The sequence below is a fragment of the Arsenicicoccus bolidensis DSM 15745 genome (assembly GCF_000426385.1).
GTDB lineage: Bacteria > Actinomycetota > Actinomycetes > Actinomycetales > Dermatophilaceae > Arsenicicoccus > Arsenicicoccus bolidensis.
In genome coordinates this window covers 1-20,410 of record NZ_AUFG01000035.1, presented here as the reverse complement: position 1 = coordinate 20,410, position 20,410 = coordinate 1, and the positions used below count along the sequence as shown (strand labels likewise).

Below are 20,410 nucleotides of genomic sequence, written 5' to 3'. Positions count from 1 at the left end.
CAGGCGAAGAAGGAGGCGTTCATGCGGGGGTCGGTGCGGAACGGCACGGTGCGCACCCGGGTCCGCGAGCGCTCCCAGCGCAGGTCCTCGATGGTGAGGCACACCGCGTAGGCGCGCTCGCACTGGCTCTCGGAGAGGTAGAACGCGAACCGGCGCAGGCGCTTGTGCAGGGCGTAGAACGCCTCGAGGTCGACGTCCCGGGCCTCGTCGACGTCCAGGCTGCCGGCGGCCTCGAGGTCCGCGAGGGCCTACTCGCCGTCCTCGGGCCGGACCCGGGGGGCCAGCTCGGGATAGACATCGATCATCCCGTCCTCGGAGACGATGACCGTGAGGCAGGGCGCCGTCGAGGCCTCGGTGTAGCGCACGGCCGAGTTGTAGCGGGACCCGCGGCTCGGGTCGCCGGCCCCGGTGGCGACGCCGTCGAGGATGACGCCGACCGCGTGGCAGACCCCGTCGGGGGTGAGCAGGACCGCGCCGTCGATGCGCGTGACCGCGTCCAGCACGTCCGGGCTGAGCTGCTGCGGCCGGATCGAGAGGGCCTGGGGTGCGAGGCGCCTGGCCTCCTCGGCCGCCGCGGTCGTGACGACGAGCAGGGCGCCGCGGGCCTGCTGCGCCGCGCTCTGGGCCAGCATCCAGATGCCTCGTATGTCGTGGTCGGACACCTCGTCGAATACGCGCCGCATGGCGTCGATGAACAGGCTGGTCGACATCCGCGGGCGGGGCAGCTGCGGGTGGCCGCCGGACACCCGCAGGAGCGGGTTGCGGTTGTAGGCCATCTGCCAGGAGCCCTGCTCGAGCAGCGTGAACCGGAAGATGTCGTTGTCGGAGTCGTCGGGCTCGTCGTGGGCGAGCGGCTGGACCGACCCGAGGCCGTAGATGCGCTGGCCGTCGATCAGCAGGTGCAGCCCGGGGCGGGTCATCTCCAGGAGCTTGCGGAACTGCCGCCGCTCGCGCACCGACACCGCCGAGCGCAGCTGGACGTCGACGGAGATGCGGGGGTGCCCCTCGCGGGCCATGACGACGGTGCCGGAGCCGACGCGACCCTCGTAGGGCGTCGACGACAGGCCCTCGAACGCGTCGAACAGCCCCTGCCCGAGCCGCTCCCCCGCGATGAGGGCGGCGGAGTAGACGAGGTGGTTGGCCGACCGCCGGATCGCGTCGTTGGGGACGTCGTCGTCGATCGGCGAGATCGAGCGCGGCGGCCGGGCCGCGAGGAGGGCGTGGGTGGCGATGCGCAGCAGCTCGACGACGATGCCGTGCGCGAGCGAGGTCGTGAGCGGGACCCCGTCGATCTCGTCGTACGGGAGGGCGTTGAGCTCGGCATACGCGCTGCTGTCCACGCTGATGGCGGGGTGCACGACGTAGTCCCCGACCCGGGCGCCGCTGCCGATGAAGAAGGTGCGCCCGCGGCCGGCCCGACCGCTGTCGAGGGCCGCGGCGACGGCCTCGCGGCGGGTCTCGTCGAGGAAGTGGTCGAGCCGGCCTGCTGGACCGCGGCCGACTCGTAGGTCTCGTCGTGCGCCGGGTGGGCCTCGAACCGGCGCTGCGCGTCCGCGCGGATGCCCTCGAGGTCCTGGATGCTGAAGCCGCGGTCCGCCGGGGCGATGCACACGTCGGGTGCGCCGGGCACCGTGACGTCGTCGGCGAGGAAGCCGACGAGCAGCGCGTCGGCCGAGACGATGGCCCCGATCTGGTCGGTCGCGCGGTCGGTGGCGCGGTCCAGGGAGAGGCGGAACTGCTCCTGGAGCTCCCACATGAGGTGGTGGGGGGTGGGGTTGACGGTCACGTGCTGCCTTCGGGGTGCCTTGCGGAGGTATGACGGGCCCCGGCCGGTCCCCTCCACCACGGACCCGGACGGCCCGGGCCAGGATATGTCCGACCTGACCCGCGTTCGGCCGATTCGGACCAGATCGCACCCGGATGCCCGTCGTCCGGGCAGCAGGGGCCGGCGCTCGACGTCGTCAGTCCGCCGACGGGTTCAGCACGGCGTCGGCGAGCAGGGCGACGGCGACGTCGTCGAGCGGGTCGGCGCTCGCGGTCCGTCCGCGCAGCAGGTCGCGGGCCACGCCCAGCCGGTAGCGCACCGTGTTGTGGTGCACGAAGCAGGCCCGAGCCGTCGCCGGGACGCTGCGGCCGTGCCGGAGGTAGGCCTGCACGGTGGGCAGCAGCGCCGCGTCGCGACGGGCCGTGTCGCGCTGGACCTGTCCGAGCTGCCCGACGACACCTGGACCGCCTGCCCGTACGTCGCCGGCGCCCTGCCCCCGGGAGGAGAGCTCCCGCCGCTGGCTCCGGGCGTGCCGCCCGAGGCGCTGGGCGCGCTGCTGGCCCTCGAGCAGCACCTGGGCGAGCCGGTCGGGGCGATCGTCGCGACCGAGCTCGGCGCCGAGAACACCGCCGACGCGATGTCAGCGGCCGCCGCCCTCGGCCGACCGCTGCTCGACGCGGACCCGGCGGGGCGTGACGTGCCCGAGCTGTCCCACAGCACCTACCACCTCGTCGGGCTGCCCATCGCCCCGCTGGCCCTCTCGACCCGTCAGGGGGACACGCTCGTCGTCCCCCACGTCGCGTCCGAGCAGCGGGCCGAGGACCTCGTGCGAGCGGTCTCCGCGGCCAGCGGCCACTCCGTCGGGGTGGCCGATCACCCGCTGCGCGGCCGAGACCTCAGAGCTCGGGGGGCGCTCATCCCCGGCACGATCAGCGCGGCCGGCCGGCTCGGGCGGACCTGTCGCGAGGCCCGCGAGTCCGGCGCGTCCGGCGAGGAGCTCGCCGACGTGATCGCGGCCCACGCGGGAGGGCACGTGGCGTTCCGGGGAGTCGTGACCGACTACGGCTGTGCCCTGGCGGGGGGTTTCAGCCGGGGGAAGGTCGTGCTGCGGGACGACGCGGGCTCGCGCTACGCCATCGACGTGCAGAACGAGTTCATCCTCGCCCGGCGCGACGGCGCGCTCGACGCCTGCGTCCCCGACCTGATCGTCCTCGTCGACGAGTCCGGCCTGCCGGCGCTCAACCCCGACGTCGAGGTCGGCCGGCGGCACAGCGTGCTCGTCCTGCCGGCCCCCACTCCGTGGCGGACGTCGCGTGGTCTCGAGCTGCTGGGGCCTCGGTCCTTCGGCTACGACCTCGACTGGCAGGGCGCCACTGCGCCATCGGCGTCCTCGGCGTCATCGGCGAGCTTGATGACCTCGATGTCACCGGCGACCTCGGCCCCTTCGGCGCCCACGGCATGATGGGCGCATGCCTGATGCCGTAGCCGACGTCGCCACCTCCGCTGCTCCTGCTGACTCTCTTGCACCTGCTGGGTCACCGGCACCTGCTGATGCTCCTGCACTCGACGGCCGGCTCCCCCGCGTCGTCGTCGTCGGCACCGGCGGCACGATCGCCGGGTCGTCCGCGGCGACGACGGCCAAGCACTACCAGGCGGGCGTCCTGACGGTCGAGGACCTGCTGGGGGCGGTCCCGCAGCTCGCTTCCCTGGCCACCATCACCTGCGAGCAGCTGTGCCAGATCGACTCGGTCGAGATGGACCTGCCGCTGCAGCTCACGCTCGCCCGGCGCGTCGCCGAGCTCGCGGCCCGTGACGACGTCGACGCCGTCCTCGTCACCCACGGCACCGACACGCTGGAGGAGTCGGCCTACCTGCTGCACCTGCTCGTGCCCACGGACAAGCCGGTCGTGGTGGTCGGCGCCATGCGCCCGGCCGATGCCCCCGGTGCGGACGGGCCGAGCAACCTGCTCAACGCCGTCCGCGTGGCGGCCCACCCGTCGTCACGTGGTCTGAGGACCCTGGTGGTCGTGGGCGAGGAGATCCACTCGGCTCGTGAGGTCCGCAAGGAGCACGCGTCACGCGTGGAGGCCTTCGGCTCGCCGCACGGGCCACTCGGCGAGGTGACCGGGGGTGTGCCCCGCTACGCGCACATGCCTCGCCAGTTGCACGGGGCCGCGTCGGCATACGACCTCGAAGCCCTCGAAGGGCTCGACGACCTGCCCCCGGTGGAGGTGCTCGTCACGCGCGCCGGGATGCCCAGCGCCCTGGTGGACGCGGTCGTCGCGACCGGCGCCCGCGGCATCGTCCACGTGGGCCCGGGAGCCGGCAACGTCCCCGACCGCGTCGCCGAGGCCCTGGACCGGGCCCGCGCCACCGGGGTGGTGGTCGTCCGGTCGAGCCGGGTGGCCCGGGGCACGGTGGCCCGGGGGGATGCGTATGACGACCAGGGGCACGACTACGTCGCCGGCGGTGACCTGGGGCCCTACAAGGCGCGCGTGCTGCTGGCCCTTGCGCTCACGGTGACGGACGACACGGCGCGCATCCAGGACATGTTCGACACGCACTGACGGGCCGTCCGCATCCCTCAGCGGGTCACTGCCCGCCCTTCTGCACGAAGCCCTTGACGAACTCCTCGGCGTTGGACTCGAGCACCAGGTCGATCTCGTCCAGCACGGAGTCGAGGCCGGCGTCGTCGACGGAGGTGGTGACCGGGGCCGTCGGCACGGGTGCCGGGACGTCCGCGGGGTCCGGCTCGCGGCGCTGGGGCTGGATCTGCTCCTGGGACATGGGGTGCCTCCTGCTGGTCAGGGCGTTCTGGTCAGGGCGTTCAGGTCGGTGCGTGCTGGTGCTGACGGGGTCAGACGATCCGGTCGAGCAGGTCGGCCATGGTAGGGCTGGCGTCGACGATGCTATCGAGGTGGGCCCGGGTGCAGCGCTCGGGCTCGGGCAGCGACAGGCGGCTCGGCGGCTCTCCCGGGGCACGACGCACGATCACGGAGTCCCACGACGCGGCGAGCAGCTCGTGCGGATAGCGCTCGACCATCGTGCCGCGCAGCCACGCCCGGGTGTCGTCGGGCGGCGCGGTGACGGCGGACCGCACCTGCTCCGGCGAGGTGAGGCGGTCGATCCGTCCGGCGGCCTCGAGCTTGTGGTGCAGCCCCTTGTCGGGGCGCACGTCGCTCCACTGGATGTCCATGGCGCGCAGGCGGGCGTCGTCCCAGCCCAGCCCGTCGCGCGAGCGGTACTGCTCGAAGAGCGCGAGCTTGGCCACCCAGTCGACGCTGTGGGCCGCCGACAGGACGTCGTCGCCGAGCATGACCATGAGGTGGTCCCACCGGGTCATGATCTCCTGCGTCTCCTCGTCCAGGTCGTGGCCGTAGTGACGCGACAGGTGGTCGTCGACCATCTCGTAGTAGGCCCACAGGATGTCCAGCCCCGTCATGCGCCGTCCGTCGGTCAGCTCCACGGTGGTCCGCAGCGTCGGGTCGTGCGAGATCTGCCGCAGCGCCGCCACCGGGTCCGCCGGCATGAGGGCCCGCGTCACGTCGCCGTGCTCGATGAGGCGCAGCACCAGGCTGGTGGAGCCGAGCTTGAGCAGGGTGGCGGTCTCGGCCTGGTTGGCGTCGCCGATGATGACGTGCAGGCGGCGGTATCGCGTGGGGTCGGCGTGCGGCTCGTCGCGGGTATTGACGATCGGGCGGCGGATCGTGGTCTCGAGCCCCACCTGGCGCTCGAAGAAGTCGGCGCGCTGGCTGATCTGGAACCCCGCCTGGTGCGACTCGGGCCCGATGCCGACGCGGCCGGCGCCGCAGATCACCTGTCGCGCGACGAAGAACGGCATGAGCTGCCGTGCGACAGCAGCGAACTCGACGTCCCGCGCCAGCAGGTAGTTCTCGTGGGTGCCGTAGGAGCTGCCCTTGCCGTCGGTGTTGTTCTTGTAGAGGTTGATCTGCCGACCGCTCAGCTCGGCCTGGCGCTGCACGGCCTCGGCCATGACGAGCTCCCCAGCGCGGTCCCAGACGACGGCGTCGTGCGGCGAGGTGACCTCGGGCGAGGAGTACTCCGGGTGGGCGTGGTCGACGTAGAGCCGGGCGCCGTTGGTGAGCACGACGTTGGCGGCGATCTCGTCGTCCTCGTCGGTGAGCTGGCTGGAGTCGGCCACGGCGCGCGGCATCTCGTGGCCGAACTGGTCGGCGAGCGGCGCCTCGGTCTCGTAGTCCCAGCGGGTGCGCGAGACGGTGATCTCGGGCCGCGTCGCATAGGCGTTGACGATCTGCCCGGACAGCACGATCGGGTTGGCGTGCGGCTCCCCCGGGACGGAGATGCCGTACTCCGTCTCGATGCCCATCACTCGGCGTACGGTCATGCGCCCACCCTAGTGCGAGCCCCCGGAGGCCCCGCCTCGGTCGATGATCAGCTGGACCGCCGCGCCGTAGCGCTCCACCAGGTCCTCGTCGTGGGCCCGGTCCCCGAGCAGGCCCAGCACCCGCGCGGAGACGGCGAGGCCGACGACGGTCGCGACGACCATCTCGGCGGTCTGCTCGGCCGTGTCGCCACCCCCGAGGCGGGCGGCGAGGGGGACGGCATACGCGGCGTGGAACCGGGACCGCACCTGCTCGATGTCCGGTGCCGGGAGTGCGAGCACGACTGCCCGGGCGAGGGGCTCGGGCCCGTCGGAGCCGAGGCGACCGACGACGCTGCGGACCAGCTCGTGCCCGAGGCGGTCGACGGGGTGGGACAGGTCCTGCTCGTCGGGGGCGAACTCGACGGAGGAGCTGAACAGCTCGGCCTTGCTGCCCACGAGCTTCATCACGAGGGAGGCGGAGACCCCCGCCTCGGCGGCGACGTCGCGCACCGACACCGAGGAGTAGCCGTGCTCGGCGAACAGCCGCCGCGCGGCCCGGACGATCAGCTCTCGGCTCTGGCTCATCCGGTGATCCTCTCAGGTGGTCGCCCTCGCGGCGAGCTCCGCCGCGGCGTGCTGGTCGGTCGGTTGCTGGTCGGGCTGCGGATGGCGGGGAGCGGGGCCGAGGTCGAGGTCCACCCGGCGCTCGACCCCCGTGAGGGTGACGCCGACCGAGCCGGTGCGGCCGGTGCTCGGGTCGGCGGCGGTCACCACGTGGCGACCATGGGTGGACAGCGGCAGCACGTAGCCCCCGTCCGCCCCGGCCCGCGTCGCGCCCGAGACCTGACCGGTGAGCGCCGTCATCGTCACGAGCGCGCCAGGGACGGGCAGGCCGTCGGCGGTGACCTGGCCCGCCAGCTGCAGCCGGTCCCCCAGGTCGATGTCCTGGGCGTGCGTCCCGCTCACGTGGACGACCTCGCTGTGCGGCTCCCAGCCGTCGGCCGCGGTCACGGTCACGTAGTCCCCGGGGCCGGGCAGGACGATCGCGTAGCTGCCGTCCGGCTCGACGCGGGCCCAGTCCACCTGGTCGCCATCGAGGTCGATCACGGTGACGACGGCGGAGCGGACCGGCCGGACGCCCGTGGCGGTGACCCGGCCGGCCACGACGATCTCGTCCTCGTCTTCGGCGCGTGCCCGACCTCGCGAGCTGACGGGCGAAGGACGCGCGGACGGCAGGAACGCCGCCACGAGCGCTGACACCAGCGCCGCCAGCGCGCACACCCAGAAGATGTGCTTGAACGCGTCCAGCGTCGGCAGCGCCACGCCCCCGACGCGGCTCACGGTGGTGGTGAGGATCATCGCGACGACGGCGCTCGCCGAGGAGGTGCCGACCGCACGCAGCAGCGAGTTGAGGCCGTTGGCCGACGCGGTCTCGGTGATCGGGACGGCGCCCATGATGAGGGTGGGCATGGCGGCATACGCGATCGCCGTGCCGGCCGAGACGAGCATCGCCCCGAGGACGATCTGCCACAGGTGGTCGACGAGGAAGACGCGCAGGACGTAGCCGCCGGCCAGCACCAGCGCCCCCGTGACCAGCGTGGTGCGACCACCCCAGCGACGGGTGATCGCGGCTGAGGCGGGCGACAGCAGCACCATCATCAGCCCGCCGGGGACCATGGCGAGGCCGGCCTGCAGCACGTCCAGGCCGAAGCCGAACCCCGTCCGCTCGGGCAGCTGGAGGAGCTGGGTGGTCGACAGCATGTTGCCGTACATCGAGAAGCCGACCAGCACGGACGCCAGGTTGGTCAGCAGCACCGGCCTGCGCGCTGCGGTGCGCAGGTCGACCATCGGCGTCCTGGTGCGCAGCTCCCACGGCACCCAGATCGCGAGGAGCACGACGGAGGCCACGGCCAGGACGAGGGTGGTCTCGCTGGTCCAGCCCCAGTGGCTGCCCTTGGTCACCGGCAGCAGGAAGGCCACGAGCGCCAGGGACAGCAGGACCGCGCCGACCCCGTCGAAGGACCCGGGGGTCCGGAGGGTGGACTCCGGGACGACGAGCGGTATGGCGACCAGCATGGCCGCCGCCATCGCCGCGGAGACCCAGAACAACGCGTGCCAGCTCGTTTGCGCCGAGATCAGGCCGGCCAGCGGCAGGCCCGCGGCGGACCCGATGCCGAGGGTGGCGGACATGAGGGCGACCGCCCCGCCGACCCGCTCGCGGGGCAGCTCGTCGCGCATGATCGAGATGCCGACCGGGATGAGCGCTGCCGCGAAGCCCTGCAGGGCTCGTCCGGCGACGACCACGGCGAGCGTCCCCCCGAGGGCGCCGAGCACCGACCCCAGGATCTGGAGCACGAGGCAGACCAGCATCATCCGGCGCTTGCCGTGCATGTCGGCGAGCCGGCTGACGACGGGGGTCGCGACGGCGCTGGTCAGCAGGGTGGCGGTGACGAGCCAGGACGCGTCCTCGGCGGTCGTGTGCAGCAGGGTCGGGAACTCCGGCAGCAGCGGGACCATCAGGGTCTGCTGCAGCGCCACGATCGTGCCGGTCAGGGCGAGCACGGTGGTGACGAGGGTGGGGTTGGCGCGTCTGCGGTGCAGCGCTGCCCGGGTGGTGGTGGGGGCGGCGGTCACGCGTGCCTCTCGTGCGGGGAAGGAGCGGTTCGTGGGGTGAACACTCGTTCACCTGGGTCGAGGATAGCGCAGCCCCGGTGGTGGATAGGGTGGCTGCATCGACACTCATCGAGGAGCACAGATGGACCTTTCCGCCGCCCGCGACTACGCCCGCGAGGCCATGCCCCGACTGCTCGAGGACCACGCCACCCTGGTGGGCCACCCGTCCGTCGCCTTCCCCGGCTACCCCCGGGAGCCCATGGACGCCATCGCGCAGGACCTGCTCGAGATGTTCCGCCGCAACGGCGTCCCCGACGTCGAGCTGCTCGACATCCCGGGCGGCTACCCCGCGATCCACGCCGTGGTGCCCGGCCCCGAGGACTCCCCCACGGTCACGATGTACGCGCACTACGACGTGCAGCCCTGCCCCGAGTCCCAGCAGTGGCACTCGGACCCGTGGGTCGCGACGCGCAAGGACGACGGGCGTATCTACGGCCGCGGCACGGCCGACTGCAAGGCCGGCGTCGTCGCGATCCTCGGCACCATGGGGGCCTTCGACGGCACGCCGCCGTGCACGGTCCGCCTGCTGCTCGAGGGCGAGGAGGAGACCTTCAGCCACATCGAGGACTGGGTGGCAGCCAACCCCGACATGGTGCGCAGCGACGCGTTCATCATCTGCGACTCCGGCCCGGCCAAGGTGGGCGAGCCCTCCATCACCTCCGGCCTGCGCGGCGACGTCGCCTTCACCGTCACGCTGACCACCCTCGACAACGCCGTCCACTCGGGCCTGTTCGGCGGCGCGGCGCCCGACGCCCTGGTCGGCATGATCCAGCTGCTGGCGACGATGCACGACAAGGACGGCAACACCGTCATCGAGGGGCTGCACTCCTTCGACTGGGAGGGGGCCGAGGTCGACGAGTCCGAGTTCGCGGCGTCCGCCGGCGTCAAGGACGGCGTCGGCCTGCAGGGCACGGGGGCGCTCGCCTCACGCCTGTGGTCGCGCCCGTCGGCGACGGTCATCGGGCTCGACATGGTGCCCGTCGACCAGTGCTCCAACGCGCTGGTCCCCTCGGTGCGGGCGCGGGTCTCGGTGCGCATCGCCCCCGGCGCCGACATGGCCCGCGAGCTCGAGACGGTCAAGGAGCACCTGCGGTCCCACGCGCCGTACGGCGCCACGCTGGAGTTCTCGGACGACAAGGCCGGCTCGCCGTTCCTCGGCGACACGTCCGGCCCGATCACGGCGACCGCGCTCGCGGCGCTGGAGGAGGTCTACGGCCGGACCCCGGCCCAGGTCGGCTCCGGTGGCTCGATCCCCCTCGTGACCGAGCTGCTGCATGCCTCCCCCGGCGCCGAGGCGATCCTGTGGGGTCCCGAGGACGAGGAGAAGGCCAAGATCCACGGGCCCGACGAGTCCGTGGACCCCGCCGAGATCGAGCGGATCATGCTCGCGCAGATCCGGTTCCTCAGCGAGCTGGGCTCACGCCGCTGACCTCGTCGTCCCTCGTGGTCAGGGGGGCGGTCAGGGGTGGGGCATGACAGCTGTCACGCCCCACCCCTGACTGCTGTGCGTATGCCGGCAGCACCCGCCCGACAACCATGGAGCCATGACGCGCAACCGCTACTACGCCATCGTCTTCCCCATCCTGTGCCTGGTGCTCGGCTACCTCGGCTATTGGCTCCACGAGAACCGCGGCGTCGAGTACGGCCCCACCGGCATCGCTATCGCGGTCCTCGCCATCGCCGGCGGCTGGCTCCCCCAGCAGCGCCGCGAGGATGAGGTCCCGCAGCCTCCGGGCGGTCGGCAGACGTCCTGACCTCCATCCTCTCCCGTGAGGTATGCCGGGCCAGGGGGCGGCATACCTCACGGGTAGGCTCGGGGCCATGCGTGCCCCGGCCTTCCTCGCTCTGGATCTCGTCCTCGTCGTCGTCTTCGCCGCCATCGGTCGCCGGTCTCACGCCGAGGAGGGCGCCCTGCTCGCCGTCCTCGGCACCGCGTGGCCCTTCCTCGTGGGCGCCCTGGTCGGCTGGGGCGTGGCGCTCGCGGCCCGCCTGTCCCCCACCACGCTGCGTGGCGGCGTCCCGATCTGGCTGTGCACCGTGGCGGTGGGCATGCTGCTGCGGGCCGTCACGGGCGCCGGGACCGCGTTCAGCTTCGTCCTCGTCGCGACCACGGCCCTCGCGCTCTTCCTGCTGCTCCCCCGCCTCGTCGCCCAGCGCTCGGGTCGCCGCGCCGACGCCTGACGCCCCCAGCCCACGCCTATGTGCCGATCTCGCGCTGGGAGCGCGGACTGTGCACGCTGGCTCCGGTCGTGGTGCCTCACCACTGCGCCGTGCTCAGCCGGACACCGTCAAGACCTCTATCCGGCAGCGCGGTCCCGTGGACCGCGCCAGACGTGCGTCACCTGTCACCAGGGATACCTCGAGCGCCTCGGCCAGCGCCACGTAGGCAGCGTCGTACGGTGTGATGTTGTCCCGCAGCTCCCAGCACCGCTCGAGAAGCCGACGATGCGGGACGCGTTCGATGGGCATGGCCCGGAGGTCATCGATCGCCAGTGAGGCCCTCCGCGGCAGCACCTGCCCGGACCGCACCAGCCCTCGCAGGACGGACAGCACCTCAAGATCCACGAGCTCGGGCGCTGCGAGGCGCTCCCCGCGCAGGCGGGACCGGGCACGGTCACCGTCGACACCGTCGTCGACGAGCGCCACGGTCAGGACACTCGCGTCAACGACGATCACGGTCAAAGCGAATCAGATCGCTGGCCTCGGTGAGGGTCACCGCTCCGCCTGCCCGAGAGCCGGCGCGATCGAGAACCTCGTCGAGCGTCGGCCGGGACGCCTCGTCCACCAGCCGGCCCAGGAGGTACTCCTGCAGGGACTGGTGTGCCTCCGCGGCCCGACGTCGCAAGACGGCGTGCGTCTGCTCGGGCACGTCCTTGATCTGCACGCTGGGCATGGCGCCAGTGTGGCGCCATCGGCGCCACTGTGCAAGCACCCCACTCACGACGGTCGCAATGATCGCCGTCGGTGCCCGCGTGAACCCCGTCGCGTGGGGCGTGCTCAGTCGACCTTGAGGTCCTTGCCGCCGACCAGCGTGTGGATGTTGACGATCCGCTCGCCGCGCTTGCCCGAGATGCGGGCCCAGTCGTCGGGGTTGGTGGTGTTGGGCAGGTCCTCGTTCTCGCGGAACTCCGCGACGTAGGCCTCCATCAGGTGCTCGAGCCGCAGCCCGCGCTCGCCGGTCGTGATCAGCGCCTTGATGGCGGCGGTCTTGGCCCGGTCGACGATGTTCTGGATCATCGCGCCGGACGCGAAGTCGCGGAAGTAGAGGACCTCCTTGGCGCCGGACAGGTAGGTCACCTCGAGGAAGCGGTTGTCCTCGGTGGTGGCGAACATCCGCTCCATCACGGCGTCGATCAGGTCCTCGACCGTCGCGGCGGGGTCGCCGTCGTGGTCGTCGAGCTCGTCGGCGTGCAGGGGCACCTCGGTGGTGAGGTACTTCGCGAAGATCTCGCGCGCCCCCTGCTCGTCGGGCCGCTCGATCTTGATCTTGACGTCGAGGCGGCCCGGCCGCAGGATCGCCGGGTCGATCATGTCCTCGCGGTTGGAGGCGCCGATGACGATGACGTTGTCGAGGCGCTCCACGCCGTCGATCTCGGCGAGCAGCTGCGGCACGATCGTCGTCTCGACGTCGGAGGACACGCCCGACCCGCGCGTGCGGAACAGCGAGTCCATCTCGTCGAAGAACACCACGACGGGTGTCCCCTCGTCGGACTTCTCCCGGGCCCGCTCGAAGATCAGGCGGATGTGCCGTTCGGTCTCGCCGACGTACTTGTTGAGCAGCTCGGGGCCCTTGATGTTGAGGAAGTAGCTCTTGGGCGCGTCCTCGCCGGTCTGGCCGTTGCGCTCCGCAACCTTGCGCGCGAGAGATGCGGCGACGGCCTTGGCGATGAGCGTCTTGCCGCAGCCGGGAGGGCCGTAGAGCAGGACCCCCTTGGGCGGGCGCAGGTGGTGCTCCCGATAGAGCTCCGGGTGCAGGAAGGGCATCTCGACGGCGTCGCGGATCTGGTCGATCTGCGGCGTCAGCCCGCCGATGTCGGAGTAGGAGATGTCGGGCACCTCCTCGAGCAGCAGCTCGGACACCTCGGCGTGCGGCACCGTCTCGAGCACGAAGCTGCTGCGGGCGTCGAGCAGCACCGCGTCGCCCGGGCGCAGCCGCACCCCGTCCAGCGACCCCGCGACGCGGACGACGCGCTCCTCGTCGTTGCGCAGCAGCACGATCACCCGGTGGTCGTCGAGGCGCTCCTTGACGATGACGATCTCGCCGGCCTGCTCGTAGTCGGCCAGCGCCACGACCACCAGCGCCTCGTTGAGCCGCACCTCGCGCCCGGGCCGGATGTCGGCGAGGGGCAGGTCCATCGACACGGCGACCCGCATCTTGCGCCCGGCGCTGGTGATGTCGGCGGTGCCGTCGTCATACGTGCGCTGCACGACCCCGTAGGTCGACGGCGGCGCGGCGATCCGGTCGATCTCCTCGCGCAGGCCCGTGATCTGGTCGCGAGCCGCCTTGAGGGTCGTGGTGAGTCGCTCGTTGGCCTGACCGAGCGCGCCGTTGGCGGTCCGCAGCGCGGACAGCTGGGTGGTCAGGTCACGGATGCGGGCGGCGTGCGCCTCGCTCGTCGGGTCATAGGTCACTGGTCCACCTCCGGGGTGCTCACGTCGTCCTGGGCCGTATGCCGCTCCGCCGGCGTCTCTGCCGGGTCGCCGTCAGGCGCGGGGTCGGTGCCAGGCGCGGGGTCCGCGTCTCGGCGCTTGGGCGGCATGTCGGGCGGCGGGGCCTCGCCGGTGACGGTGCGGCGGATCTTGCGCAGCCGCTTGTCGGAGACGACCCGCTCGCCGACGTCCTCTGGCGACCACTCGCGGTCGACCTCGACGCCGAAGGGCTGCTCCTCGGGGTCGTCCGGGCCCTTGGCGGGGCGGCGCTTGCGCAGGGGCGGCGTCACGCCGGGGGCCAGGCGACGCGTGGTGATGAGGAAGCCGGTGTGGCCGTGCATGCGGTGGACCGGACGGACGGCGAGCCCCTCGAGGTGCCAGTCGCGCTCGATCGTCTCCCAGGCGTGGGGCTCGGCGAAGCCGCCGTGCTCCTTGGCGCCCTCGGCAACGCGGGACAGCTGGGTGGCGGTGGCGACGTAGCAGATCAGCAGGCCGCCGGGCACGAGCGCGTCGGCGACGGCCTCGAGGCACTCCCAGGGCGCAAGCATGTCGAGGACCACGCGGTCGACCGTGCCGGGCGCGCAGACCTCGGGCAGGGTCTCGGCCAGGTCGCCGACCGTCACGGTCCAGGCGGGGTGGTCGGTGCCGAAGAAGGTGCGGGCGTTGCCGCGGGCGATCTCGGCGAAGTCGGCCCGGCGCTCGAAGGACAGCAGCCGCCCCTGGTCGCCGATGGCGCGCAGCAGCGACATGGACAGCGCCCCGGACCCCACGCCGGCCTCGACCACGGTGGCGCCGGGGAAGATGTCGGCATACTGCACGATCTGGCCCGCGTCCTTGGGATAGACGACGGCGGCGCCGCGGGGCATGGACATGACGTAGTCGGACAGCAGCGGGCGCAGCGCGAGGAACTCCTCGCCGGCCGTGTTGGTGAGCGTGGACCCGTCGGGCAGGCCGATGACGACGTCGTGCAGGATGCGGCCGCGGTGGGTGTGGAACTCGCCGCCGACCGCCAGCGTGATCGTGTGCATGCGGCCGCGCGCGTCGGTCAGCTGCACCCGCTCGCCGGGCTGGAAGGGGCCTCGGCGTCCGGCCGCGCCGGTGGGCTGCGGTGGGGCGAGGGGCGCGGTGGCGTCGGGCTGTGTCGTCATGGTCCCTCCACTGTAGTGAGCCGCACCGACAGACCTCGACCGCGTCCGGCGGGGCCCGGGGCCAGGGCTTGGGCGTCAGGCTTGGGCGTCAGGATCGGTAGCAAGGCTCGGGCGTCAGGCTCAGGCTCGGCGGCTCGCCGCGTCCTCGACCTCGCCGGCGTCCAGCAGGCCGTGCCCGCCGCCCGGCAGGCGCACCAGGATCACGCCGGCCTCGAGCTGGGCCATGCGCTCGACGGCGTCGGTGACGGGGACGTCCGGCGCGAGGTCGATGACCCACCCGGCCGGCTGCTGGTGCGCGACGGCGAGGACGGGGGTGGCGGCCTGCTGGTCCACGGGCACCGACTGCACCGCGCGGGGGTCGACGACCGCGGTGGGGACCCCCTGCGCGTCCTGCACGGCGACGACCTGCGCCCCGTGGACGCCGTAGAGCCGCACGGCGTCCGCCACCGACGAGCCTGCGGGCACGAGGGCCGTGGGGTGCAGCAGGTCGCCGAGCCGGACCTGGTCGAGCAGGGCGCGGGCGCGTGCGGAGCGGATGGCCCCGCCGGCCCCGGCCCACAGGAAGCTGCCGATGAGCGCGCCCCACGCGATCGAGAAGAAGTCCGGTGCACGACCGGACAGCAGCGGCCGCCCGATGAACCACAGGGCGACGAGCGCCGCGAGCACGCGTCCGCTCCACCCCGCGACCAGCAGCCCGGTGGTGCGGCGACCGGTGATCCGCCATACGAGAGCGTCGAGCACGAAGCCGCCGTCCAGGGGCAGGCCCGGCAGCAGGTTGAAGACCGCGACGAACGCGTTGGAGTAGGCCATGGCGCCCATGAGCAGCCGGGGCACCCCGGCGGGGGTGACGGCGAGGAGCTGCCAGGCCGCCACGGCCAGGGCCGCGTTGGCGAGCGGCCCCGCGAGGGCCACCATCGCGCTGCGGCCGGGGGTGTTGCTGTCGGACTGGTATGACGTGTGCCCGCCCATCAGGTCGGCGACGATCCGGTGCACCCGGTGCCCGAACGCCTGCGCGGTCAGCGCGTGCGCCGCCTCGTGCGCGAGGACCGACACGAGCAGCAGCAGCGCGTAGGCGAACGCAACGGCGTAGGCGCCCGCCCCGAGGTCGGGCCGTGACCGCGACAGGGACGGACCGAAGGTCGCGAGGATCACCAGCACGAGGATGGGCCAGGTGCGGCCGAGATAGATGGGGGTGCCGCGCAGCGAGCCGATCCGCCAGCCCGGGTGGGTCTGCACGTCGGCGTCCGCGACGGCCGGCTCGACGGGGCGGTCGGGCGGCGTCGGCTGGGGTCCACGCGGGTCGGACATGGCGCGAGCCTACGTGGCGCAGGGGGTATGTCGGTGCGAGGTCCTATCGTCGGTCCCATGGTTGCCGCCCTGTCCCCGAGCCGAGCCGCCGACTTCATGCAGTGCCCGCTCCTCTACCGCTTCCGCGTCATCGACCGGCTGCCCGAGCCTCCGTCCTCCGCGGCGGCCCGAGGCACGCTGGTCCACTCCGTGCTGGAGCGGTTGTTCGACGTGCCGGCGCCCGAGCGCACGCTGGAGCACGCGGCCTCCCTCGTGGGTCCGCAGTGGGAGGCGCTGCTGGCCGAGCGGCCGGAGCTGGCCGAGCTGATCGGCGACGGCGAGGAGGCGACCGAGCTCACGGCCTGGCTGACCTCGGCGACCTCGCTGGTCGAGCGGTGGTTCGGGCTGGAGGATCCGACGGATCTCGAGCCCGCCGAGCGCGAGCTCTACCTCGAGTGCGACCTAGACGGGCTCCTGCTGAGGGGGTATGTCGACCGCCTGGACGTCGCGCCCAACGGCATGATCCGCGTGGTCGACTACAAGACCGGGCGCTCCCCCTCGGTGCTCTTCGAGGGCAAGGCACTCTTCCAGATGAAGTTCTACGCACTCGTGCTGTGGCGGCTGCGAGGCGTGGTGCCGTCGATGCTGCAGCTGGTCTACCTCGGCAACGCCGAGATCGTGCGCTACCAGCCCGACGAGGCGGACCTGCGGGCCACCGAGCGCAAGCTCAAGGCGCTGTGGCAGGCCATCGTCCGCGCCGCCGAGACCGGCGACTGGCGTCCCAACAAGTCGCGGCTGTGCGACTGGTGCGCGCACCGCGACATCTGCCCCGCGTGGGGCGGCACTCCCCCGCCCATCCCGGAGGGCGCGGTCGCCCGCGCGCTGGACCCGGCCGCCTCGGCCCCGGTCGACCACGACGTCGAGGACGAGGACGACCCGCTCGAGGCCTGACATGATCGAGGCGCCATGACTGCCGCCCTCACGATCGCCGCCTGCGCTGCCGCGTGTGCCTTCGTCGTCGACGGGGCTGCTCAGGTGCTGCCGCAGGTGCTGCCGCGGGCGGGCGCCACGCCGGAGCGGGTGTCCCTGCTATGGCTGCTGCTGGCGTTCGTCGTCACGACGGTGCTGACGCGGGCGGCCACGCGCTACATCCGGCACCGGGCCGACCGGGCCCCCGCGGGTGCTCGGCCCAGCGGACCGATCCGCGACATCCTCATCAACGGCGTGCACATCCACCACCAGGTGTGGGGGATCCTGCTGATCCTGCTCGTCGGCCTGCTCCAGGTGGCCTACCGACCGTCCGGGGCGTGGGCCGACGTGGCCGCCGCGGCGTTCGGGGTCGGGGCGGCGCTGACGCTGGACCAGTTCGCGCTGTGGCTGCACCTCGAGGACGTCTACTGGTCGCCCCAGGGCCGCACCTCCGTGACGGCCCTCATCACCACGGCGATCATCGCCCTGGCCCTCCTGCTCGGCACCGACCCGCTGGGTCTGGTCTCCACCCCGCGCGGGTCGGGGGCCGTGCGCTGGGCCGTGACGGGGGTCCTCGTCGTCAACGTCGTCGCCGCGGTGGTCTGCCTGCTCAAGGGCAAGCCGTGGCTCGCGGTCGTGGGGATGTTCGTGCCGGGGATCGCCTGGGTCGGGGCGGTGCGTCTCGCGCGACCGCGATCGCGCTGGGCCCGACGCTATGAGCCGGGCAGCCCGCGTGACCTGCTCGCCGAGGAGCGGGAGCGCCGGCACGAGGCGCGGTGGAACTCCGTGGTCGACTTCATCGGCGGGCCTCCCTCGCGGTGACGCCGGCGGCGCGCTGCCGGGTGAGGAAGCGCTCCAGCACGTGCGGCCACCCCGACAGCTCGTCGGGGTCCCGGGCCAGGTGCAGCTCGCTCAGCGGCAGGAGGTCGTGCAGGGCGCGGGCCGTGCTGAGCGGGTGCGAGGGGTCTCCGGGCCAGGCCAGCAGCAGGGTCGGGACCGACAACGCACGCAGCCGGTCCGGGTCGGGCAGGTCGGTCTGCGACGCGCCGCGAAACACCGACGGCAGCAGCTCCTCGCGCACGTCGGGCACCGGCACCTCCTGGTCCGCGACCGCCGGCGGGCGGGCGGCGACCCGCCCCACCCGGATGAACGCCTGCACACCGCGACGCTCCACCAGCTCCGCGCTGTCGAGGTAGGCCTCCGACTGGGCCGCCCGCGTCTCCCACGCCGTCGGCGGCACGGTCAGCGTCAGGCTGCGGAACCGGCCGGGGTCCCGGACCGCGGCGTGCAGCAGCGTCCCGGTCCCCATCGACGGCCCGACGCCGTGCACCGCCTCGCCCGGGGCCAGCCGGTCGAGCACGGCGAGCAGGTCGTCGGCGAGCGTCTCCCACCCGTAGTCCCCAGGCTCCGGCCGACCCGTGGACGCGCCGTGCCCTCTCGCGTCGTAGCGGATGACCGTGTGCTCGTGCAGGTGACGGGTGAGGTCCAGGCCGGCGTCGGCGTTGGCGCGGCGGCTGGACGTCAGGCCGTGCAGCTGCACCACGAACGGGCCGTTGCCGTGGACCTCCACGTCGAGGCTGGCTCCGTCGACGTCGATCGTGCTCATGACCACTCCTCGGTGCCGAGGCGGTCACCCGCGCGGACCGGGGGTGACGCCCCGGCGCGACTCACGTGAGTCGCCATCATAGCCAGGGCGGTTCACGGCCATCCCTCACCGTGGACCCGCCTTGACCTGCGCGTATGGCGCGGCGACAGTGGGGCTCCGACATCCGTCCTGGTCACCGACGCCCGGGTCGTCCGCCGGGCCGCAGGCCCCGCCGTACCCGCAGGAGGCCGCCCGTGCGCCTGACCAACGCCGACCAGGTCGACCTGCCCGAGGGGCGGCTGCGCAGCCTCGAGCTCCCGCTGCACCGCGCCGCCGGTGAGCTGCCGGTGTCCTTCGACCAGGGCATGCACCTGCGCGCCGGGGCACGACCCGGCTCGTGGATGGCCGCGGCGCTGCGGGTCCCCGGCGGCGTGGGACCGGACGAGCTCGCCGCCTCCTGGCACGCCGTCGTGGAGCGGCACGGCACGCTGCGCTCGGCCTTCGCCGAGACCGACGAGGGCCTGCGGCTGCACCCCCTCGCGCTGGCTGACGAGCCGGGACGCTGGGTCGAGCACCCGACCGACCCGACGCTGCCGGCCCCGACCCGGGCCGCCCTGCGCACCCTGCTCGACGCCGCCTGCTCCCCGCTCGAGTCCCCCTCGCACCGGCTGGCGCTGCTGGAGCCGACCTATGGCAGCGACCCGGTCGTCGTGATCGCCGCCGACCACGCCCACGTCGACGCCTGGTCCCTGCCCCTGCTCGTGCGCGACCTGCTGTCCTGCCTCGAGGACCACCGCGCGGGTCGGGCGCCCGCCTCACGACTGCCCCGGGTCGGGTCCTTCGCCGAGCACACCGCCGAGCTCGCAACGCAGCCGCCGGCGCCCGAGCACGTGCTGCGCCGGTGGCACGAGATCCTCGACGCGGGCGGCGGCGCGATGCCGACCTTCCCGCTGCCGCTCGGTGACGTGTCCGCGCCCCGGCCCGAGGTGGTCTCGACCCACGACCTGCTCGACCCCCGCGGCCTCGCCCGGCTCGAGGCACGGGCCAGCCTCGAAGGGGTCGGGCCGCTCGCCATGGCCGTCTCGGTGATGACGCGGGCCTCGGCCTCCCTGGCCGGCGCGCCGCTGCGAGCCGTCCTTCCCGTGCACAGCCGCCACCAGTCGCGCTGGCGCCAATCGGTCGGCTGGTTCATCACCAACGCGGTCCTGGAGTCGGCGGACCCGACGCCCCAGGCGTGCGGCGCTGCGGTGCGCGAGGCGGTGGGCCTCGGGTCGCACGCGCTGGCCCCGATCATGGCGCCGTATGACGGGATGCCTGTCACCCCAGGCATGTTCGCGGTGTCGTGGCTGGACCACCGCCGGCTCCCGGTCGCGCTCGACCCCGCCTGGCGGGCGCAGCACGTGTCGGCGGTCGCGCCGACGCAGGGGGTGCAGGTGTGGTTCGTCGCCGATGGGTCCGGCCTGCACGCGCGCCTGCGATCCCCGGCGACGCCGCAGGCCCAGGCCTCCGTCGGCTCCTGGGTGGACGCGGTCGTCGAGGGTCTGCGCTCCCTGGTCTGACCCGCCCTGGACTCCTCGGGCCTTGGCGCGCTCGCAGCTCACGAAAGCGCGATTCGAGGCGCCCTCACCGGCCGTTCGTGCGCTCGCAGCTCACGAAAGCGCGATTCGGGGCGCCCTCACCGGCCGTTCGTGCGCTCGCAGCTCACGAAAGCGCGATTCGGGGCGCCCTCACCGGCCGTTCGTGCGCTCGCAGCTCACAAGCGCCGCGTCCGCGCCGGCCGCACGTGTCAAAGGTGCGTTCGGGAAGCACGTACGTCGCACCCGGGCCCGCCGCACGTGTCAAAGGTGCGTTCCGGACGCAGATCCCACCAGCCGGCGCCGCCTCGGACCCTGCTCTCGTCGGGCCCTTCGTGCGCTCGCAGCTCACGAAAGCGCGATTCGGGGCGCCCTCACCGGCCGTTCGTGCGCTCGCAGCTCACGAAAGCGCGA

Annotated in this window: 20 protein-coding genes and 1 pseudogene; 8 read left to right on the top strand and 13 right to left on the bottom strand. The window is 73.2% G+C overall.

The window, feature by feature from the left end:
* Positions 1-248: 248 nt before the first annotated feature.
* The 3 genes and pseudogenes from K313_RS0115520 to K313_RS23660 all read right to left on the bottom strand — a co-directional run bounded on the left by K313_RS0115520 (position 249) and on the right by K313_RS23660 (position 2,156).
* The gene (locus tag K313_RS0115520) at positions 249-1,610 is read right to left on the bottom strand and encodes a diadenylate cyclase (RefSeq protein WP_338021335.1); all 1,362 of its coding nucleotides are present in this window, start codon (positions 1,608-1,610) and stop codon (positions 249-251) included.
* Positions 1,541-1,756: pseudogene (locus K313_RS24910) on the bottom strand (hypothetical protein); the annotation flags it as partial. The gene K313_RS0115520 and the pseudogene K313_RS24910, both read right to left, overlap by 70 nt.
* Before the next feature lie 205 nt (positions 1,757-1,961).
* The gene (locus K313_RS23660) at positions 1,962-2,156 is read right to left on the bottom strand and encodes a helix-turn-helix domain-containing protein (RefSeq protein WP_376786855.1); all 195 of its coding nucleotides are present in this window, start codon (positions 2,154-2,156) and stop codon (positions 1,962-1,964) included.
* Between K313_RS23660 and K313_RS0115500 the strand changes: the two genes are divergently transcribed.
* Together K313_RS0115500 and K313_RS0115495 are read left to right on the top strand one after the other, a co-directional pair.
* On the top strand, positions 2,136-3,227 hold the full coding sequence (locus K313_RS0115500) for a DUF917 domain-containing protein (RefSeq protein ID WP_084412923.1): 1,092 nt from the start codon (positions 2,136-2,138) through the stop codon (positions 3,225-3,227). The two genes, K313_RS23660 and K313_RS0115500, sit on opposite strands and share 21 nt — an antisense overlap.
* 7 nt (positions 3,228-3,234) lie before the next feature.
* Positions 3,235-4,332, top strand: a complete 1,098-nt coding sequence (locus tag K313_RS0115495; protein WP_029212379.1) for an asparaginase — start codon at positions 3,235-3,237, stop codon at positions 4,330-4,332.
* A gap of 25 nt (positions 4,333-4,357) precedes the next feature.
* On the opposite strand, the gene K313_RS0115490 is transcribed toward K313_RS0115495, so the two are convergent.
* From K313_RS0115490 to K313_RS0115475, 4 genes are all read right to left on the bottom strand, one after another.
* Entirely contained in the window at positions 4,358-4,552 is a 195-nt protein-coding gene (locus K313_RS0115490) for a ubiquitin-like protein Pup (protein ID WP_019284907.1), read from the bottom strand.
* 70 nt (positions 4,553-4,622) lie between these two features.
* Positions 4,623-6,131: a depupylase/deamidase Dop gene (dop, locus tag K313_RS0115485; RefSeq protein ID WP_029212378.1), complete on the bottom strand. Its 1,509-nt coding sequence runs from the start codon at positions 6,129-6,131 to the stop codon at positions 4,623-4,625.
* A gap of 9 nt (positions 6,132-6,140) precedes the next feature.
* Positions 6,141-6,695: a TetR/AcrR family transcriptional regulator gene (locus tag K313_RS21395; protein ID WP_029212377.1), complete on the bottom strand. Its 555-nt coding sequence runs from the start codon at positions 6,693-6,695 to the stop codon at positions 6,141-6,143.
* 12 nt (positions 6,696-6,707) lie between these two features.
* Positions 6,708-8,744, bottom strand: a complete 2,037-nt coding sequence (locus tag K313_RS0115475) for an MFS transporter (protein WP_029212376.1) — start codon at positions 8,742-8,744, stop codon at positions 6,708-6,710.
* Between the two features lie 121 nt (positions 8,745-8,865).
* On the opposite strand from K313_RS0115475, the gene K313_RS0115470 reads away from it, so the two are divergent.
* From K313_RS0115470 to K313_RS0115460, 3 genes are all read left to right on the top strand, one after another.
* Positions 8,866-10,212 (top strand): M20/M25/M40 family metallo-hydrolase, encoded by a 1,347-nt coding sequence (locus K313_RS0115470; protein WP_029212375.1) that lies wholly within the window; start codon positions 8,866-8,868, stop codon positions 10,210-10,212.
* Between the two features lie 115 nt (positions 10,213-10,327).
* Positions 10,328-10,537, top strand: a complete 210-nt coding sequence (locus K313_RS0115465) for a hypothetical protein (protein WP_029212374.1) — start codon at positions 10,328-10,330, stop codon at positions 10,535-10,537.
* A 67-nt stretch (positions 10,538-10,604) separates the two neighbouring features.
* Positions 10,605-10,964 (top strand): DUF3054 domain-containing protein, encoded by a 360-nt coding sequence (locus tag K313_RS0115460; RefSeq protein WP_029212373.1) that lies wholly within the window; start codon positions 10,605-10,607, stop codon positions 10,962-10,964.
* Between the two features lie 93 nt (positions 10,965-11,057).
* Here the strand turns inward: K313_RS0115460 and K313_RS0115455 are convergent, their stop codons facing one another.
* The 5 genes from K313_RS0115455 to K313_RS0115435 all read right to left on the bottom strand — a co-directional run bounded on the left by K313_RS0115455 (position 11,058) and on the right by K313_RS0115435 (position 15,889).
* Positions 11,058-11,459, bottom strand: a complete 402-nt coding sequence (locus K313_RS0115455) for a type II toxin-antitoxin system VapC family toxin (protein WP_019284900.1) — start codon at positions 11,457-11,459, stop codon at positions 11,058-11,060.
* A complete protein-coding gene (locus tag K313_RS0115450; RefSeq protein ID WP_019284899.1) occupies positions 11,446-11,676 on the bottom strand; it encodes a FitA-like ribbon-helix-helix domain-containing protein in 231 nt (76 codons plus the stop codon). The genes K313_RS0115455 and K313_RS0115450 overlap by 14 nt, the downstream gene beginning before the upstream one ends.
* Before the next feature lie 104 nt (positions 11,677-11,780).
* Entirely contained in the window at positions 11,781-13,415 is a 1,635-nt protein-coding gene (gene arc, locus K313_RS0115445; protein WP_019284898.1) for a proteasome ATPase, read from the bottom strand.
* Complete coding sequence (locus K313_RS0115440; RefSeq protein ID WP_029212372.1) at positions 13,412-14,581, bottom strand: tRNA (adenine-N1)-methyltransferase; 1,170 nt, start codon at positions 14,579-14,581, stop codon at positions 13,412-13,414. Before K313_RS0115440 ends, arc begins: the two co-directional genes overlap by 4 nt.
* A 120-nt stretch (positions 14,582-14,701) precedes the next feature.
* The gene (locus tag K313_RS0115435) at positions 14,702-15,889 is read right to left on the bottom strand and encodes a M50 family metallopeptidase (protein ID WP_029212371.1); all 1,188 of its coding nucleotides are present in this window, start codon (positions 15,887-15,889) and stop codon (positions 14,702-14,704) included.
* A gap of 57 nt (positions 15,890-15,946) precedes the next feature.
* Between K313_RS0115435 and K313_RS0115430 the strand changes: the two genes are divergently transcribed.
* Both K313_RS0115430 and K313_RS0115425 read left to right on the top strand, forming a co-directional pair.
* A complete protein-coding gene (locus K313_RS0115430; protein WP_051274172.1) occupies positions 15,947-16,819 on the top strand; it encodes a RecB family exonuclease in 873 nt (290 codons plus the stop codon).
* A gap of 15 nt (positions 16,820-16,834) precedes the next feature.
* Positions 16,835-17,659, top strand: coding sequence for a hypothetical protein (locus K313_RS0115425; RefSeq protein WP_029212369.1), 825 nt, complete (start codon positions 16,835-16,837; stop codon positions 17,657-17,659).
* Here the strand turns inward: K313_RS0115425 and K313_RS0115420 are convergent.
* A complete protein-coding gene (locus K313_RS0115420; protein ID WP_029212368.1) occupies positions 17,634-18,443 on the bottom strand; it encodes an alpha/beta fold hydrolase in 810 nt (269 codons plus the stop codon). The two genes, K313_RS0115425 and K313_RS0115420, sit on opposite strands and share 26 nt — an antisense overlap.
* A gap of 233 nt (positions 18,444-18,676) precedes the next feature.
* Between K313_RS0115420 and K313_RS21390 the strand changes: the two genes are divergently transcribed.
* Positions 18,677-19,981, top strand: coding sequence for a condensation domain-containing protein (locus K313_RS21390; RefSeq protein ID WP_034253602.1), 1,305 nt, complete (start codon positions 18,677-18,679; stop codon positions 19,979-19,981).
* The last annotated feature ends 429 nt before the right edge of the window (positions 19,982-20,410 follow it).